This is a genomic window from Citrobacter sp. ANG330 (assembly GCF_047467925.1).
GTDB lineage: Bacteria > Pseudomonadota > Gammaproteobacteria > Enterobacterales > Enterobacteriaceae > Citrobacter_A > Citrobacter_A amalonaticus_G.
Genome location: NZ_JASJUI010000002.1, coordinates 517,846 through 534,924, shown reverse-complemented (window position 1 = coordinate 534,924; position 17,079 = coordinate 517,846). Strand labels below are relative to the sequence as shown.

Annotated in this window: 13 protein-coding genes; 12 read left to right on the top strand and 1 reads right to left on the bottom strand. The window is 55.0% G+C overall.

Features of this window, described 5'->3' with window-relative positions; all coding sequences use genetic code 11:
• Positions 1–103 precede the first annotated feature (103 nt).
• From ihfB to QNN88_RS08240, 8 genes are all read left to right on the top strand, one after another.
• Positions 104–388 (top strand): integration host factor subunit beta, encoded by a 285-nt coding sequence (gene ihfB, locus QNN88_RS08275; RefSeq protein WP_002463068.1) that lies wholly within the window; start codon positions 104–106, stop codon positions 386–388.
• A gap of 202 nt (positions 389–590) precedes the next feature.
• Positions 591–2,855, top strand: a complete 2,265-nt coding sequence (locus QNN88_RS08270) for a ComEC family protein (protein WP_414239780.1) — start codon at positions 591–593, stop codon at positions 2,853–2,855.
• A 36-nt stretch (positions 2,856–2,891) separates the two neighbouring features.
• Positions 2,892–4,640 carry a lipid A ABC transporter ATP-binding protein/permease MsbA gene (gene msbA, locus QNN88_RS08265; protein ID WP_414239779.1) on the top strand — a complete coding sequence of 583 codons (1,749 nt, stop codon included), beginning with the start codon at positions 2,892–2,894 and terminating at the stop codon, positions 4,638–4,640.
• Positions 4,637–5,614, top strand: a complete 978-nt coding sequence (gene lpxK / locus QNN88_RS08260; protein ID WP_414239778.1) for a tetraacyldisaccharide 4'-kinase — start codon at positions 4,637–4,639, stop codon at positions 5,612–5,614. The genes msbA and lpxK overlap by 4 nt, the downstream gene beginning before the upstream one ends.
• Positions 5,615–5,655: 41 nt before the next feature.
• Positions 5,656–6,888, top strand: coding sequence for a winged helix-turn-helix domain-containing protein (locus tag QNN88_RS08255; protein WP_414239777.1), 1,233 nt, complete (start codon positions 5,656–5,658; stop codon positions 6,886–6,888).
• Positions 6,889–6,939: 51 nt separating this feature from the next.
• Positions 6,940–7,122, top strand: a complete 183-nt coding sequence (gene ycaR, locus QNN88_RS08250) for a protein YcaR (protein ID WP_414239776.1) — start codon at positions 6,940–6,942, stop codon at positions 7,120–7,122.
• Complete coding sequence (gene kdsB, locus QNN88_RS08245) at positions 7,119–7,865, top strand: 3-deoxy-manno-octulosonate cytidylyltransferase (protein WP_414239775.1); 747 nt, start codon at positions 7,119–7,121, stop codon at positions 7,863–7,865. The genes ycaR and kdsB overlap by 4 nt, the downstream gene beginning before the upstream one ends.
• Before the next feature lie 152 nt (positions 7,866–8,017).
• Positions 8,018–8,911, top strand: coding sequence for a YcbJ family phosphotransferase (locus QNN88_RS08240; protein WP_414239774.1), 894 nt, complete (start codon positions 8,018–8,020; stop codon positions 8,909–8,911).
• Here the strand turns inward: QNN88_RS08240 and elyC are convergent.
• Entirely contained in the window at positions 8,888–9,667 is a 780-nt protein-coding gene (gene elyC, locus QNN88_RS08235) for an envelope biogenesis factor ElyC (protein ID WP_414239773.1), read from the bottom strand. The genes QNN88_RS08240 and elyC overlap by 24 nt on opposite strands.
• Positions 9,668–9,803: 136 nt before the next feature.
• Between elyC and cmoM the strand changes: the two genes are divergently transcribed.
• The 4 genes from cmoM to mukB are packed head-to-tail and all read left to right on the top strand — an operon-like array spanning position 9,804 to position 17,054.
• The gene (gene cmoM, locus QNN88_RS08230) at positions 9,804–10,583 is read left to right on the top strand and encodes a tRNA uridine 5-oxyacetic acid(34) methyltransferase CmoM (RefSeq protein ID WP_414239772.1); all 780 of its coding nucleotides are present in this window, start codon (positions 9,804–9,806) and stop codon (positions 10,581–10,583) included.
• Between the two features lie 3 nt (positions 10,584–10,586).
• On the top strand, positions 10,587–11,909 hold the full coding sequence (gene mukF, locus QNN88_RS08225; RefSeq protein ID WP_042320184.1) for a chromosome partition protein MukF: 1,323 nt from the start codon (positions 10,587–10,589) through the stop codon (positions 11,907–11,909).
• Positions 11,890–12,594 carry a chromosome partition protein MukE gene (gene mukE / locus QNN88_RS08220; protein WP_043001183.1) on the top strand — a complete coding sequence of 235 codons (705 nt, stop codon included), beginning with the start codon at positions 11,890–11,892 and terminating at the stop codon, positions 12,592–12,594. Before mukF ends, mukE begins: the two co-directional genes overlap by 20 nt.
• A complete protein-coding gene (gene mukB / locus QNN88_RS08215; RefSeq protein ID WP_414239771.1) occupies positions 12,594–17,054 on the top strand; it encodes a chromosome partition protein MukB in 4,461 nt (1,486 codons plus the stop codon). The genes mukE and mukB overlap by 1 nt, the downstream gene beginning before the upstream one ends.
• Positions 17,055–17,079 lie beyond the last annotated feature (25 nt).

Genomic DNA, 17,079 nt, shown 5'->3' with positions numbered 1-17,079 from the left:
TACTTGACAGATTATAGAATTCGTTCTGTAATCAATGACAAAGGGCGGCTACGGCCGCCCTTAATCAATGCAACAGCAGCAGCCTATTGGAACCGGAGGAATCATGACCAAGTCAGAATTGATTGAAAGACTTGCCACTCAGCAATCTCATATTCCCGCTAAAGCGGTTGAAGATGCAGTAAAAGAGATGCTGGAGCATATGGCCTCGACTCTTGCACAGGGTGAGCGTATTGAAATCCGCGGTTTCGGCAGCTTTTCTTTGCACTACCGTGCACCACGTACCGGGCGTAACCCGAAGACTGGCGATAAAGTGGATCTGGAAGGAAAATATGTTCCGCACTTTAAACCGGGTAAAGAACTGCGCGATCGCGCCAATATTTACGGTTAAGTTTCCGCAAAACGTAACGTAAGAAAAGCACCTTGACGGTGCTTTTTTCTTGTCTGCTTTTCTGGCCGGAATGCCGCTCGCATTTCACACCGCACATTGCCTCGCAGTGATGAAAACTGCGGGATCATGGCCGTAAACCTCTCATTCTCCCCCTGACAACGGCTGTTGAAACCCACACACTTTCGCCAACACGGAGGTGTGTATGAAATTAACGACGGTCAGTCTGTGTGCGTTAGGGGGCATTTTCCCCTTATTCTTACTGCCCACGCTGCCGGGGTCATGGGCTGTTGGCATCCTGTTGGTGCTGGCCTGTCTGTCTGGTCTGCTCCGCTGTAAAGTGGCGCAGTGTGTCGGGTTTCTCCTGCTGTTTTTTCTCTGGGGCATCATGTCGGCGAAGCAGTCGCTATGGATGGTAAATACACTGCCAGCCGCCACGCAGGAGGCGATCGTCGAGCTTACGGCCACAGATAACATGGCCACGCATGCCGGACAGATCACCCATCTTAATGGACAGCGACTCTTCCCTGCCGCAGGTATTGTGCTTTATGACCAGTACTTGCCGATCTCTCCCTGTGCGGGGCAGCGTTGGGCAATGACGCTGAAGGTCCGTGCCACGCACGGCGAGTTGAATGACGGCGGATTTGACAGTCAGCGTTATGCCCTGGCACAGCATCAGCCGCTCACTGGCCGCTTTTTACAGGCGAAGGTTGTCGATAGCAAATGCAGTTGGCGAGCGCGCTATCTCGCCTCGTTAACGGCCTCTCTGAAAAACTATCCCTGGCAGCAGGTGATACTAGGTCTGGGGATGGGGGAGCGTCTGCTGGTGCCACAGGAAGTCAAAGCGATCATGCGTGATACCGGAACGGCGCATCTGATGGCGATTTCCGGCCTGCATATTGCTTTCGCCGCTTTACTGATAGCCACTCTGATTCGTGGCGTGCAGTTTCTGTTACCGCCCGCCATGATCCGCTGGCAACACCCGCTGATTGGCGGACTTATTTGCGCCGCGTTTTATGTATGGTTGACCGGACTCCAACCCCCGGCGCTGCGAACAGTGGTGGCGCTACTGGTATGGGGGGCATTGAAATTAAGTGGGCGACAATGGAGCGGATGGTCAGTCTGGTGCTGCTGTCTGGCAGCCATTCTGGTTGTTGATCCTGTTGCCGTGATCTCACAAAGCCTGTGGCTTTCGGCCTTTGCCGTTGCGGCTTTGTTATTCTGGTATCAATGGTTTCCTTGTCCCGCCTGGCCCACATCACGCGCCGGGCGCTTGCTGGTTGAACTGGCACACCTGCAACTGGGAATTACCTTGTTGCTCCTGCCGCTACAAATTGCGCTGTTTCATGGTGTCAGCCTGACCTCGTTTGTGGCGAATCTGCTCGCTGTCCCGCTGGTGACGTTTGTCAGCGTCCCACTGATCCTTGCCGGAATGGTCGCTCACCTCACCGGCCCGCTGCTGCTTGAGAGCGGACTCTGGTATCTGGCCGATCGCTCATTGGCCGCATTATTCTGGGCGCTTGAGCATCTGCCTGTGGGGTGGATTAACGTTGATACTCGCTGGCAGTGGCTGGTCCTTATCCCCTGGTTGATGCTACCCGGTTGGCGATTTATCGTCTGGCGCGCTTTCCCCGGCCTGTGTCTGGCGATGTTGGCGTTACTGAGCTGGCCGTTCTGGAGTCCGGTGCGTACTGACGCCTGGCAGGTACATATGCTGGATGTAGGACAAGGGTTGGCGATAGTCATCGCCCGCAATGGTAAAGCGCTACTCTATGATACCGGGCTGGCCTGGCCGGGAGGCGACAGCGCACAGCAAATTATCATTCCGTGGCTGCGCTGGCACCATCTACAGCCAGAAGGCATTATTCTCAGCCATGAACATCTTGACCACCGTGGTGGACTACACTCTTTACAGTCAACCTGGCCACTGCTTTGGGTGCGCAGTCCGTTAGGCTGGCAGGGGCATCTGCCGTGTTATCGCGGCGAGACCTGGCAATGGCAGGGACTGCGTTTTAGCGTGCACTGGCCGTTGAAGGGGGACCCGACGCAGGGAAATAACCACTCCTGTGTCGTAAAGGTTGAAGATGGTAAGCATAGTATTCTGTTGACGGGCGATATAGAGTCTCCGGCGGAACTAAAAATGTTAAGTCATTACTGGCAGCACCTTTTCGCAACGGTGATCCAGGTGCCACATCATGGCAGCAACACCTCTTCTTCACTGGCGCTACTTCAACGCGTGAATGGCAAGGTGGCGCTGGCCTCCGCTTCCCGCTATAACGCCTGGAGACTGCCGTCCTGGAAGGTAAAGCAGCGCTATCTACAGCAGGGATACCAGTGGAGTGACACCCCGCACGCGGGGCAAATTTCGCTGAATTTTTCAACACAGGGCTGGAATATAGTCAGCCTGCGGGAGCAAATTTTACCTCGTTGGTATCATCAGTGGTTTGGCGTGTCAGACGATAACAGGTAGAATATGCGGCTATTTCAACAGATGCTGGTTTCATGAATGCATAACGATAAAGATCTCTCTACGTGGCAGACGTTTCGCCGACTGTGGCCAACCATTGCGCCTTTCAAATCGGGTCTGATCGTGGCGGGTGTTGCGTTAATCCTCAACGCGGCCAGCGATACCTTCATGTTATCGCTCCTCAAACCATTACTGGACGATGGTTTTGGTAAAACAGATCGCTCAGTGTTGCTTTGGATGCCGCTGGTGGTTATTGGGCTGATGATATTACGTGGTATCACCAGCTATATCTCCAGCTACTGTATTTCCTGGGTATCAGGCAAAGTGGTGATGACTATGCGTCGTCGCCTGTTTGGTCATATGATGGGAATGCCGGTTTCCTTCTTTGACAAACAATCCACCGGGACGCTGCTGTCTCGTATTACTTACGATTCTGAACAGGTTGCCTCTTCGTCTTCCGGCGCGTTGATTACTGTTGTGCGTGAAGGCGCATCAATTATCGGCCTGTTTATCATGATGTTTTATTACAGCTGGCAGCTGTCGATCATCCTGGTTGTGCTGGCGCCCATCGTTTCAATTGCTATCCGCGTAGTCTCCAAACGTTTTCGTGCTATCAGTAAGAATATGCAGAATACGATGGGGCAGGTGACAACCAGCGCGGAGCAGATGCTGAAAGGCCACAAAGAAGTGCTGATTTTCGGTGGTCAGGGAGTGGAAACGAAGCGCTTCGACAAAGTCAGTAACAAGATGCGCTTGCAGGGGATGAAGATGGTTTCTGCCTCTTCCATTTCCGACCCTATCATCCAGTTGATTGCCTCTCTGGCGCTGGCGTTTGTTCTGTACGCCGCCAGCTTTCCAAGCGTTATGGACAGCCTGACGGCAGGTACGATCACCGTGGTCTTCTCCTCAATGATTGCTCTGATGCGCCCGCTGAAATCACTGACCAACGTCAACGCTCAGTTCCAGCGCGGTATGGCAGCGTGTCAGACCTTATTTGCGATCCTGGATAGCGAGCAGGAAAAAGATGAAGGTAAACGTGTGATTGATCGTGCAACTGGCGATCTGGAATTTCGCAATGTCACCTTTACCTATCCGGGCCGCGAAGTGCCGGCGCTGCGTAACATCAACCTGAAAATTCCGGCAGGCAAAACCGTTGCGCTGGTGGGACGTTCAGGTTCCGGTAAGTCAACCATTGCCAGTCTGATTACGCGTTTCTACGACATCAATGAAGGCGAAATCCTGATGGATGGTCACGATTTGCGTGAGTACACCCTGGCCTCATTGCGTAATCAGGTCGCGTTGGTTTCACAAAACGTGCATCTGTTCAATGACACGGTGGCGAACAACATCGCCTACGCGCGTAATGAGCAGTACACCCGTGAACAGATTGAAGAAGCGGCCCGCATGGCGTATGCGATGGACTTTATCAGTAAGATGGATAATGGACTGGATACGGTGATTGGTGAAAACGGCGTGCTGTTGTCCGGTGGTCAGCGTCAGCGTATCGCTATTGCGCGTGCCTTGCTACGAGACAGCCCGATTCTGATCCTTGACGAAGCGACGTCAGCTCTGGATACCGAATCAGAGCGCGCTATCCAGGCGGCGCTGGACGAACTGCAGAAAAACCGTACCTCGCTGGTGATTGCACACCGTCTCTCAACCATCGAGCAGGCCGACGAAATTGTGGTCGTGGAAGATGGGCTGATTGTGGAACGCGGCACGCACAGTGAGCTGCTGGAACATCGCGGCGTCTACGCGCAACTGCACAAAATGCAATTTGGTCAATGATCGCGCGAATCTGGTCCGGTGAGTCGCCCTTGTGGCGATTGTTACTCCCTCTCTCCTGGCTGTACGGTCTGGTGAGCGGGGGGATCCGCCTGTGCTATACGCTCGGAATTAAGCGCGCCTGGCGCGCACCGGTACCCGTGGTGGTGGTCGGTAACCTGACCGCGGGTGGCAACGGTAAAACGCCGGTGGTGATTTGGCTTGTGGAACAGCTCCAGCAGCGCGGTCTTCGCGTTGGAGTCGTTTCCCGTGGTTATGGTGGCAAAGCGTCGTCCTATCCCTTGCTACTGAATGCCGAAACGACCACTGCTGAAGCGGGTGATGAACCGGTACTGATTTATCAGCGCACCGGTGCGCCGGTTGCCGTGTCTCCCAACCGGGCTGACGCGGTCAAAACGATTCTTGCGCATCACGATGTGCAGATCATTGTTACCGATGATGGCCTTCAGCACTATCGCCTGGCCCGCGATGTCGAGATAGTGGTGGTGGATGGCGTTCGTCGCTTCGGTAACGGTTGGTGGCTACCAGCAGGCCCTATGCGTGAGCGGGCTGGTCGCCTGAAAACGGTGGATGCAGTCATCGTCAATGGCGGTATCCCGCAACCGGGAGAGATCCCGATGCGCCTGGCGCCAGGACTGGCTGTGAACCTGCGTACCGGTGAGCGTCGTGATGTCGCGCAACTGCAAAACGTGGTGGCGATGGCCGGTATAGGTCATCCGCCGCGCTTTTTTTCCACGTTAGAGGCTTGTGGCGTACAGCCGCAAAAATGTGTTTCGCTGGCGGACCATCAGGCATTGACTTCACGTGATGTCAACGGCTTACTGAACACATTACAAACGCTGGTCATGACGGAGAAGGATGCCGTTAAATGCCGCGCGTTTGCTGAAGATAACTGGTGGTATCTCCCTGTCGACGCACTTCTGTCGGGGGCTGAGCCTGAGGCATTACTCGAAAAATTGATCGCGCTGACACGTTAGCACACCACCATGACGGCAGCGTACAAATGAGGGAATCATGAATGTCGTTGCCGCACCTCTCACTTACGGATGCCCGTAACCTCCATCTCGCCGCCCAGGGATTGTTGAAAAAACCACGACGTCGCGCGCTGGCAAGCGACATCCTGCCGACGATTACCCGCATGTCGCTGCTGCAAATTGACACCATCAATATTGTTGCGCGAAGCCCTTACCTGGTGTTGTTCAGCCGACTGGGTGATTACACAACGCAGTGGCTGGATGAGGCATTAATACGGGGCGAGCTGATGGAATACTGGGCTCATGAGGCCTGTTTCCTGCCACGTAGTGACTTTTCGCTGATACGCCACCGGATGCTGGCACCTGAAAAAATGGGCTGGAAGTACCAGGCGGCGTGGATGAAAGAGCATGCTGACGAAATTGAGCAACTGTTGCAGCATATCCATCAAAATGGACCGGTACGCTCTGCGGACTTTGAGCATCCGCGTAAAGGCAGCAGTGGTTGGTGGGACTGGAAACCGCACAAGTTACACCTGGAAGGGCTGTTCACGGCAGGGAAGGTGATGGTGATTGAACGGCGTAACTTCCAGCGTGTGTACGATCTCACGCATCGCGTGATGCCGCACTGGGATGATGAACGCGATCTGCTGCCCAGGGCGCAAGCAGAATTTGTCATGCTGGATAACAGCGCGCGCAGTCTGGGGATTTTTCGCGAGCAATGGCTGGCAGATTACTACCGTCTGAAGCGGCCTGACTTACAAAACTGGCGTGACAGGCGGGTTGAGCAACAGCAGATTATCCCCGTTGAGGTCGAAAATTTGGGGACGCTATGGCTGCATGCGGATCTGCTGCCACAGCTTGAACAGGCACAGGCAGGAAAGCTGACAGCGACGCATAGCGCGGTACTGTCGCCGTTTGATCCGGTGGTCTGGGATCGCAAGCGTGCGGAGCAACTGTTCGACTTCAGCTATCGGCTGGAGTGTTACACGCCAGCGCCAAAGCGCCAGTATGGTTATTTTGTTCTTCCTTTATTGCATCGGGGTCAACTGGTCGGGCGGATGGACGCTAAAATGCACCGTAAAACGGGCGTGCTGGAAGTGATTTCTCTCTATCTGCAGGAGGGGGTAAAGCCGGGTATAACGCTGCAAAACGGCTTACAACAGGCGATAACCGATTTTGCCCGCTGGCAGAAAGCGGCTCGAGTGACGCTGGGTCAGTGTCCGCAAGGGATATTTACGCAATGTCGGCAGGGGTGGGAAATAGACGCAGTCGCATGAGCGAGTATGATAAGATTTCCCCATTCATTACCCGGTCCATCTGGAGGAACTATGGATCATCGTCTGCTTGAAATCGTTGCCTGCCCGGTCTGTAACGGCAAACTCTGGTACAACCAGGAAAAACAAGAATTGATCTGCAAACTGGATAACCTCGCTTTTCCGCTGCGAGAGGGTATTCCCGTTTTGCTGGAAACTGAGGCCCGTGTGTTAGCGGCGGATGAGCGTAAATCATGAGTTTCGTCGTCATTATTCCTGCCCGCTACGCTTCCACGCGTCTGCCGGGTAAGCCATTGCAGGATATCAATGGTAAGCCGATGATTGTCCATGTGCTGGAGCGCGCCCGTGAATCCGGCGCTGAACGCATTATCGTCGCGACCGATCATGAAGAGGTCGCGCGGGCCGTTGAAGCCGCGGGTGGGGAAGTATGCATGACCCGCGTCGATCATCAGTCCGGGACGGAACGTCTGGCTGAGGTGGTCGAGAAGTGCGGCTTCAGCGATGACACCGTAATTGTTAACGTGCAGGGCGATGAGCCGATGATCCCGGCCGTCATCATTCGCCAGGTGGCGGAAAATCTGGCGCAGCGTGAGGTTGGAATGGCCACGCTTGCGGCACCCATTCATAGCGCAGAAGAGGCGTTCAATCCTAATGCGGTGAAGGTGGTACTGGATGCTGAAGGCTATGCGCTCTATTTCTCGCGCGCAACGATCCCCTGGGATCGCGACCGTTTTGCAAAAAGTCGTGAGGCTGTGGGTGACACCTTCCTGCGCCATCTTGGCATTTACGGCTACCGCGCCGGATTTATTCGCCGCTACGTGAGCTGGCAGCCAAGTCCGCTGGAAAATATCGAGATGCTGGAGCAACTTCGCGTGCTGTGGTACGGCGAAAAAATCCATGTGGCTGTGGCAAAAGAGGTGCCAGGTACGGGGGTTGATACGGCTGAAGATCTCGAGCGCGTTCGCGCAGAAATGCGTTAATTCCCTTTACGACACTCCACTTTTCGTTGAGAGGAGTGTCGTACCGTTGCGATTTTCCTCGTTTTTTCTTTTCAACAATTGATCTCATCCGGGTGACATCTGTCGGTGTGGCGCTCATTATAAAAGCAGTAGCTTTTATGGGGGCAATCTGAATGGAACAGCTTCGTGCCGAACTCAGTCACTTACTGGGCGAAAAACTAAGCCGCATCGAATGCGTGAATGAGAAAGCTGATACGGCTCTGTGGTCACTGTATGACAGCCAGGGCAACCCGATGCCGTTGATGGCCCAAAGTTTCACCACGCCGGGAGTCGCACAGCAACTGGCCTGGAAAACCACCATGTTAGCGCGTAGCGGCACGGTACGCATGCCGGTCATTTATGGGGTGATGACTCACGATGAACATCCCGGTCCGGATGTCCTGCTGCTGGAACGTCTGCGCGGCGTCCCGGTTGAAGCGCCAGCCCGGACGCCGGAGCGCTGGGAACAGCTTAAAGATCAAATTGTCGAAGGATTACTGGCGTGGCATCGCCAGGATAGCCGGGGGTGTGTCGGCGCGGTGGATAACACGCAGGAGAATATCTGGCCTTCCTGGTACCGCCAGCGGGTTGAGGTGCTCTGGAGTACGCTCAACCAGTTTAACAACACCGGGCTAACCATGCAGGATAAACGCATTCTGTTTCGCACCCGCGAATGCCTGCCAGCGCTGTTTGAAGGTTTTAACGACAACTGTGTGCTGGTGCATGGCAATTTGAGTTTGCGCAGCATGCTGAAAGACGCCCGCAGCGATCAGCTTCTGGCGATGGTGGGGCCCGGCATTATGCTCTGGGCACCACGGGAGTACGAACTGTTCCGGCTAGTAGATAACACGCTGGCGGAAGGACTACTCTGGCATTACCTGCAACGCGCGCCAGTGGCGGAGTCGTTCATCTGGCGGCGTTGGCTATATGTGTTATGGGATGAAGTAGCGCAACTGGTCAACACCGGGCGCTTTAACCGATCTCATTTTGATCTCGCTGCGAAATCACTGCTGCCCTGGCTCGCCTGAAGCGCCTTTCAGCCACTGCCAGATTCTCCCCAGCGTCTCATAGCTCGCGCGATCGCTATGCATCAACCATACGGGAGAAGGGATCGCGCGTTCCCATGGATTCAGCGGCGAATCGATGGCCAGTTGATTCGCCGGAGCCGGCAATGGGTTTAACCCGGCTTGTTGAAAGAAAATTATCGCCCGCGGCAGATGAGAAGCTGAAGTGACCAGCAGGAACGGCGCGTCGCCGATAGCCTGCTTCACGGCAGCGGCTTCTTCCTCCGTATCCCTGGGCTTGTCGAGCGTGATGATATCTTCTTCCGGTACACCTAACGATTGCGCCACCCGTGCGCCGACCTCTGCCGTACTCACCGGATTGGTTCTGGCATTCGCGCCGGTAAAAATCAATTTTGCCCCCGGATTGGCCCGCCAGAGGCGTATTCCCTCATTAAGACGCGGCAGACTGTTATTGATCAGGTTGGAACTGGGTGCCCACTGTGGGTTCCAGGTATAGCCGCCGCCTAACACGACGATGTATTCAACTTTCTGCGTATCCTGCCAGGTCGGGTAGCGATTTTCTATCGGGCGCAGCAGATGATCAGCAACGGGTTGCAGGCTGAGCAGGAAAAGTGTCAGCCAACTGAGGCTGATAAATACCTTGCCGGTTTTCTGAAAACGACTAAACCACAGTAGTGCCAGACCGATACCCATCATCAGGAGCAGAAAAGGGAGAGGCAACAGCATGCCGCCAATCACTTTCTTCAGCGTAAAAAGCATCCTTTTTGGTTCCTTTTTTGACCATATAGCAGAAGAATAATCGTGATATTACACCAGAGAGGTTCATTCTCCGCGCGGGTGTGACAAAATAGCGGTTTTATCAGAGAAGCACCTAAGCCAGCCTGTGGAGAACCCGATGCGGGATCGCAATTTTGATGACATTGCTGAGAAGTTTTCCCGTAATATTTACGGCACCACAAAAGGGCAGCTAAGACAGGCGATCCTGTGGCAGGATCTCGACCGCGTTCTGGCAGACTTCGGCTCACAACCACTGCGTGTGCTGGACGCTGGCGGCGGTGAAGGGCAGACAGCCATTAAAATGGCGGAGCGCGGCCATTATGTGACGTTGTGCGATCTGTCTGGTGAGATGATCGACCGTGCGCAACGGGCGGCAGAAGCCAAAGGTGTGAGCCACAACATGCATTTTATACAATGCGCTGCTCAGGACGTCGCTTCGCATTTGGAAAGCTCTGTTGATCTGATATTGTTTCACGCTGTGCTGGAGTGGGTCGCCGATCCGGTCAGCGTGTTAGAGACTCTTTGGTCGGTATTGCGCCCCGGTGGCGTACTGTCGTTAATGTTCTACAATGCCAACGGCCTGTTGATGCATAACATGGTGGCGGGGAACTTTGACTACGTGCAGATAGGGATGCCCAAACGTAAGAAGCGTACCCTTTCACCAGACTATCCGCGTGATCCGGGACAGGTTTACCAGTGGCTGGAACAGATAGGCTGGCAGATCACCGGAAAGACCGGCGTACGCGTGTTTCATGATTATCTGCGTGAGAAACATCAGCAGCGTGACGGTTATGAGATATTGCTTGAATTAGAAACGCGTTACTGTCGCCAGGAGCCTTATGTCAGCCTGGGTCGTTACATTCACGTCACCGCGCGTAAACCGCAGATGCAAGGATAACCTATGAGTGAATTTTCCCAGACAGTCCCCGAACTGGTTGCCTGGGCCAGAAAAAATGACTTCTCTATCTCGCTGCCGGTAGACCGACTCTCGTTCCTGTTAGCGGTAGCTACACTGAACGGCGAGCGCCTGGACGGTGAGATGAGCGAAGGCGAACTGGTGGATGCGTTCCGCCATGTAAGTGATGCGTTTGAGCAAACCAGCGAAACCATTGGCGTGCGCGCGAACAATGCGATCAACGATATGGTGCGTCAACGTCTGCTGAACCGCTTTACCAGTGAGCAGGCAGAAGGGAACGCGATTTATCGTTTGACGCCGCTCGGCATTGGCATTACCGATTACTACATCCGCCAACGTGAATTTTCCACGCTGCGTCTGTCAATGCAGCTGTCGATCGTGGCGGGTGAACTCAAGCGTGCGGCAGATGCGGCAGATGAGGGTGGCGATGAATTCCACTGGCACCGCAACGTCTATGCACCGCTCAAGTATTCGGTCGCTGAGATTTTCGACAGTATCGATCTGACCCAGCGCATCATGGATGAACAGCAGCAGCAGGTGAAAGATGATATCGCGCAACTGCTGAATAAAGACTGGCGCGCGGCGATTTCAAGCTGTGAACTGCTCCTGTCAGAAACCTCCGGCACGCTGCGCGAGTTGCAGGATACGCTGGAGGCGGCAGGCGATAAATTGCAGGCTAATCTGCTGCGTATCCAGGATGCGACGCTGGCCCATGACGATCTGCATTTTGTGGATCGTCTGGTGTTTGACCTGCAAAGCAAGCTCGATCGTATTATCAGTTGGGGCCAGCAGTCGATCGATCTGTGGATTGGCTATGACCGCCACGTTCACAAATTTATCCGTACCGCCATCGATATGGATAAAAACCGCGTCTTTGCCCAGCGCTTACGTCAGTCGGTACAGACCTACTTTGACGAGCCGTGGGCACTGACCTACGCCAACGCCGATCGTCTGCTGGATATGCGTGACGAAGAGATGGCGTTGCGTGATGAAGAGGTTACCGGGGAACTTCCGCCGGATTTAGAGTACGAAGAGTTTAACGAGATCCGCGAACAGCTGGCGGCAATTATTGAAGGCCAACTGGCTATCTACAAATCTAAAGAGACCCCATTGGATCTCGGTCTGGTGGTGCGCGAGTATCTTGCCCAATATCCGCGTGCGCGTCATTTCGACGTTGCGCGCATTGTTATCGATCAGGCGGTACGTCTTGGCGTAGCGCAAGCAGACTTCACCGGACTGCCAGCCAAATGGCAGCCGATTAATGATTACGGAGCCAAGGTACAGGCGCATGTCATTGACAAATATTGAACAAGTGATGCCGGTTAAGCTGGCGCAGGCGCTGGCGAATCCGTTATTTCCGGCGCTGGATAGCGCATTACGTTCAGGCCGCCACATCGGTCTGGATGAACTGGATAATCATGCCTTTTTGATGGATTTTCAGGACTATCTGGAAGAGTTTTACAGCCGCTATAACGTGGAATTGATCCGCGCGCCGGAAGGTTTCTTCTACCTGCGTCCGCGTTCAACGACCATTATCCCGCGTTCCGTGTTGTCTGAACTGGATATGATGGTCGGTAAAATTCTCTGCTACCTCTACCTCAGTCCGGAGCGGCTGGCGAACGAGGGGATTTTCACTCAGCAGGAGTTGTACGACGAGCTGCTGACGCTGGCTGACGAAGCGAAACTGTTGAAGCTGGTGAATAACCGTTCAACCGGTTCCGACGTTGACCGCCAGAAGTTACAGGAAAAAATGCGTTCGTCATTAAACCGCCTGCGCCGTTTAGGCATGGTGTGGTTTATGGGGCACGACAGCAGCAAATTTCGCATTACGGAATCGGTGTTTCGCTTTGGCGCGGATGTACGAACGGGCGACGACCCGCGCGAAGCGCAGCGTCGTCTGATTCGCGATGGTGAAGCGATGCCGGTCGAAAACCACCTGCAGCTCAATGATGAGACCGAAGAGAATCAGCCGGACAGTGGAGAAGAAGAATAATGATTGAACGCGGTAAATTTCGCTCACTAACGCTGATTAACTGGAACGGTTTCTTTGCCCGCACTTTTGACCTGGATGAACTGGTCACCACGCTTTCCGGAGGGAACGGCGCGGGGAAATCCACCACCATGGCGGCATTCGTCACGGCGCTGATCCCGGATTTAACCCTGCTGCACTTCCGTAACACCACTGAAGCAGGCGCGACCAGCGGCTCACGCGACAAAGGTCTGCACGGTAAGTTGAAAGCCGGTGTCTGTTATTCGATGCTCGATACGATCAACTCGCGCCATCAGCGCGTGGTGGTGGGTGTGCGTTTGCAGCAGGTTGCCGGACGTGACCGTAAAGTCGACATCAAACCGTTTGCCATTCAGGGGCTGCCGATGTCGGTACAGCCCACGCAACTGGTGACGGAGACGCTGAACGAACGTCAGGCGCGCGTCCTGCCGTTAACGGAGCTGAAAGAAAAGCTCGACGAGATGGAAGGCGTGCAGTTTAAGCAGTTCAACTCGATAACCGATTACCATTCGCTGATGTTCGATCTGGGCCTCATCGCCCGTCGTCTGCGCTCTGCGTCTGACCGTAGTAAATTCTATCGTCTGATTGAAGCCTCTCTGTACGGCGGGATTTCCAGCGCGATCACCCGTTCTCTGCGCGACTACCTGTTGCCGGAAAACAGCGGGGTGCGTAAGGCGTTCCAGGATATGGAAGCGGCGTTGCGGGAAAACCGCCTGACGCTGGAAGCCATTCGCGTTACCCAGTCCGATCGCGATCTGTTTAAACACTTGATCAGCGAAGCCACCAACTATGTGGCGGCGGACTATATGCGCCACGCCAATGAGCGCCGGATCCACCTCGACAAAGCGCTGGAATTTCGTCGCGAACTCTACACCTCACGCAAACAGCTGGCAGCGGAGCAGTATAAGCACGTTGACATGGCGCGTGAGTTGGGCGAGCACAACGGCGCGGAAGGCGATCTCGAAGCCGATTATCAGGCGGCCAGCGATCACCTGAATCTGGTGCAAACCGCGCTGCGTCAGCAGGAAAAAATTGAACGTTATGAAGCGGATCTCGACGAGTTGCAGATCCGTCTCGAAGAACAAAACGAAGTAGTCGCAGAAGCCGCCGATCGTCAGGAAGAGAACGAAGCGCGCGCCGAAGCGGCCGAGCTGGAAGTGGATGAGCTGAAAAGCCAACTGGCGGATTACCAGCAGGCGCTGGACGTTCAGCAGACCCGCGCGATTCAGTACAATCAGGCGATCTCGGCGCTGGAGCGCGCCAGAGCGGTGTGTCATCTGCCGGATCTGACGGCCGATAGTGCCGCTGAGTGGCTGGAGACCTTCCAGGCGAAAGAGCAGGAAGCGACCGAAAAAATGCTCTCGCTGGAACAGAAAATGAGCGTGGCGCAAACCGCGCACAGTCAGTTCGAGCAGGCGTATCAACTGGTGGTGGCGATCAATGGCCCGCTGGCGCGAAATGAGGCCTGGGACGTGGCGCGCGAACTGCTGCGCGAAGGCGTTGACCAGCGTCACCTGGCGGAACAGGTGCAGCCGCTGCGTATGCGACTGAGCGAACTGGAACAGCGTCTGCGTGAGCAGCAGGAAGCCGAACGCCTGCTGGCGGAATTCTGTAAACGTCAGGGCAAAAATTTCGATATTGACGAACTGGAAGCCCTGCATCAGGAACTGGAAGCGCGTATCGCCTCGCTGTCTGACAACGTTTCCAGCGCACATGAACAGCGCATGGCGCTGCGCCAGGAGCAGGAACAGCTACAGTCGCGTATTCAGCACTTAATGCAGCGGGCGCCTGTCTGGCTGGCGGCACAAAACAGCCTGAGCCAGCTCAGCGAACAGTGTGGTGAAGAGTTTACTTCCAGCCAGGAAGTGACCGAATATCTGCAGCAATTGCTCGAGCGTGAACGTGAAGCGATTGTGGAACGCGATGAAGTTGGCGCGCGCAAGAACGCCGTCGATGAAGAGATCGAACGTTTAAGTCAGCCAGGCGGTTCGGAAGATCAGCGCCTGAATGCGCTGGCGGAACGTTTTGGTGGCGTGCTGTTGTCTGAAATTTACGACGACGTCAGTCTGGAAGATGCTCCGTACTTCTCCGCGCTGTATGGTCCGTCGCGTCACGCCATCGTAGTACCGGATCTGTCGCTAATCGCTGAACAACTGGAAGGGTTGACGGATTGCCCGGAAGATTTGTATCTGATCGAAGGGGATCCGCAGTCGTTTGATGACAGCGTCTTCAGCGTCGACGAACTGGAAAAAGCGGTGGTGGTGAAAATTGCCGATCGCCAGTGGCGCTACTCGCGTTTCCCGTCCGTACCGCTGTTTGGTCGTGCGGCGCGAGAAAACCGTATCGAAACGCTGCATGCCGAGCGTGAAGGATTATCCGAGCGTTTTGCCACACTCTCTTTTGACGTGCAGAAAACACAGCGTCTGCATCAGGCGTTCAGCCGCTTCATTGGCAGTCATCTTTCGGTGGCCTTTGAATCCGATCCGGAAGCTGAAATTCGCCAGCTCAACAGCCGTCGCGTTGAGCTGGAACGTGCACTGACCACCCACGAAAATGACAACCAGCAGCAGCGTCTGCAGTACGAACAGGCGAAAGAAGGCGTTACCGCACTGAACCGCCTGCTGCCCCGTCTGAATCTGCTGGCTGACGATAGCCTGGCGGACCGTGTGGACGAGATCCGCGAGCGTCTGGATGAAGCGCAGGAAGCCGCTCGCTTTGTACAGCAGCACGGTAATCAACTGGCAAAACTGGAACCGATGGTTTCGGTGTTGCAGAGCGATCCGGAACAGTTTGAACAACTGAAAGAAGATTACGCGTACTCCCAGCAGACGCAGCGTGATGCCCGTCAGCAGGCGTTTGCGCTGACTGAAGTCGTTCAGCGTCGTGCGCACTTTGGTTATTCCGACTCAGCGGAAATGCTCAGTGGCAACAGCGATCTGAACGAAAAACTGCGTGAGCGACTGGAACATGCGGAAGCGGAACGTACCCGCGCCCGTGAAGCCCTGCGCGGTCATGCGGCGCAACTGAGTCAGTACAACCAGGTTCTGGCCTCGCTGAAAAGTTCTTACGATACCAAGAAAGAACTGCTCAACGATTTACAGCGTGAACTGCAGGATATCGGCGTTCGCGCCGACAGCGGAGCGGAAGAACGTGCGCGCATTCGTCGCGATGAGTTGCATTCGCAGCTCAGCAACAACCGTGCGCGGCGTAACCAGCTCGAAAAAGCGCTGACCTTCTGTGAAGCGGAGATGGATAACCTGACCCGTAAACTGCGCAAACTGGAACGCGATTACCATGAAATGCGTGAGCAGGTGGTAACCGCGAAAGCAGGCTGGTGCGCGGTGATGCGACTGGTGAAAGACAGCGGCGTCGAGCGTCGTCTGCACCGCCGTGAGCTGGCCTATCTCTCGGGTGACGAACTGCGTTCGATGTCGGATAAGGCGCTGGGTGCGCTGCGTCTGGCGGTCGCTGATAACGAACATCTGCGTGACGTTCTGCGTCTGTCGGAAGATCCGAAGCGCCCGGAACGTAAGATTCAGTTCTTTGTCGCGGTGTATCAGCACCTGCGCGAACGTATCCGTCAGGATATCATTCGTACAGACGATCCGGTGGAAGCCATCGAACAGATGGAAATTGAGTTAGGCCGTCTGACCGAAGAGCTGACGTCGCGTGAGCAGAAACTGGCGATCAGTTCACGTAGCGTGGCGAACATTATTCGTAAGACCATCCAGCGCGAGCAGAACCGTATCCGTCAACTCAACCAGGGGTTGCAGAGCGTATCGTTCGGCCAGGTTCACAGCGTGCGTCTGAACGTGAATGTGCGTGAAACTCATGCCACGCTGCTGGAAGTGTTGTCTGAACAGCATGAGCAGCATCAGGATCTGTTCAACAGCAATCGCCTGACTTTCTCGGAAGCGCTGGCGAAACTGTATCAGCGTCTGAATCCGCAGATCGACATGGGACAGCGTACGCCACAAACCATTGGCGAAGAGTTGCTGGACTACCGTAACTATCTCGAAATGGAAGTGGAAGTTAACCGTGGTTCTGATGGCTGGCTGCGTGCGGAGTCCGGTGCGCTGTCGACCGGTGAAGCGATCGGTACCGGGATGTCGATCCTGGTGATGGTGGTTCAAAGCTGGGAAGATGAAGCGCGCCGTCTGCGCGGGAAAGATATCTCACCATGCCGTCTGCTGTTCCTCGATGAAGCCGCCCGTCTGGATGCGCGCTCTATCGCGACGTTGTTTGAGCTGTGTGAGCGTCTGCAGATGCAGCTTATCATCGCGGCGCCGGAAAACATCAGTCCGGAGAAGGGCACCACCTATAAGCTGGTGCGTAAAGTCTTCCAGAATACGGAACATGTCCATGTGGTCGGGCTGCGCGGATTCGCGCCGCAGTTGCCGGATCCACTCCCCGGCGAGGCTGACGCCCCGTCAGAGGCCAGCTAAAACCCTAAAGACGGCTGAAAAGCCG

Coding starts and splice junctions, on each gene's coding strand:
- mukF (WP_042320184.1), top strand. CDS start 10,587: ATGAGTGAATTTTCCCAGACAGTCCCCGAACTGGTTGCCTGGGCCAGA.
- cmoM (WP_414239772.1), top strand. CDS start 9,804: ATGCGGGATCGCAATTTTGATGACATTGCTGAGAAGTTTTCCCGTAAT.
- lpxK (WP_414239778.1), top strand. CDS start 4,637: ATGATCGCGCGAATCTGGTCCGGTGAGTCGCCCTTGTGGCGATTGTTA.
- elyC (WP_414239773.1), bottom strand. CDS start 9,667: ATGCTTTTTACGCTGAAGAAAGTGATTGGCGGCATGCTGTTGCCTCTC.
- mukE (WP_043001183.1), top strand. CDS start 11,890: ATGTCATTGACAAATATTGAACAAGTGATGCCGGTTAAGCTGGCGCAG.
- QNN88_RS08270 (WP_414239780.1), top strand. CDS start 591: ATGAAATTAACGACGGTCAGTCTGTGTGCGTTAGGGGGCATTTTCCCC.
- ihfB (WP_002463068.1), top strand. CDS start 104: ATGACCAAGTCAGAATTGATTGAAAGACTTGCCACTCAGCAATCTCAT.
- QNN88_RS08255 (WP_414239777.1), top strand. CDS start 5,656: ATGTCGTTGCCGCACCTCTCACTTACGGATGCCCGTAACCTCCATCTC.
- kdsB (WP_414239775.1), top strand. CDS start 7,119: ATGAGTTTCGTCGTCATTATTCCTGCCCGCTACGCTTCCACGCGTCTG.
- msbA (WP_414239779.1), top strand. CDS start 2,892: ATGCATAACGATAAAGATCTCTCTACGTGGCAGACGTTTCGCCGACTG.
- QNN88_RS08240 (WP_414239774.1), top strand. CDS start 8,018: ATGGAACAGCTTCGTGCCGAACTCAGTCACTTACTGGGCGAAAAACTA.
- mukB (WP_414239771.1), top strand. CDS start 12,594: ATGATTGAACGCGGTAAATTTCGCTCACTAACGCTGATTAACTGGAAC.
- ycaR (WP_414239776.1), top strand. CDS start 6,940: ATGGATCATCGTCTGCTTGAAATCGTTGCCTGCCCGGTCTGTAACGGC.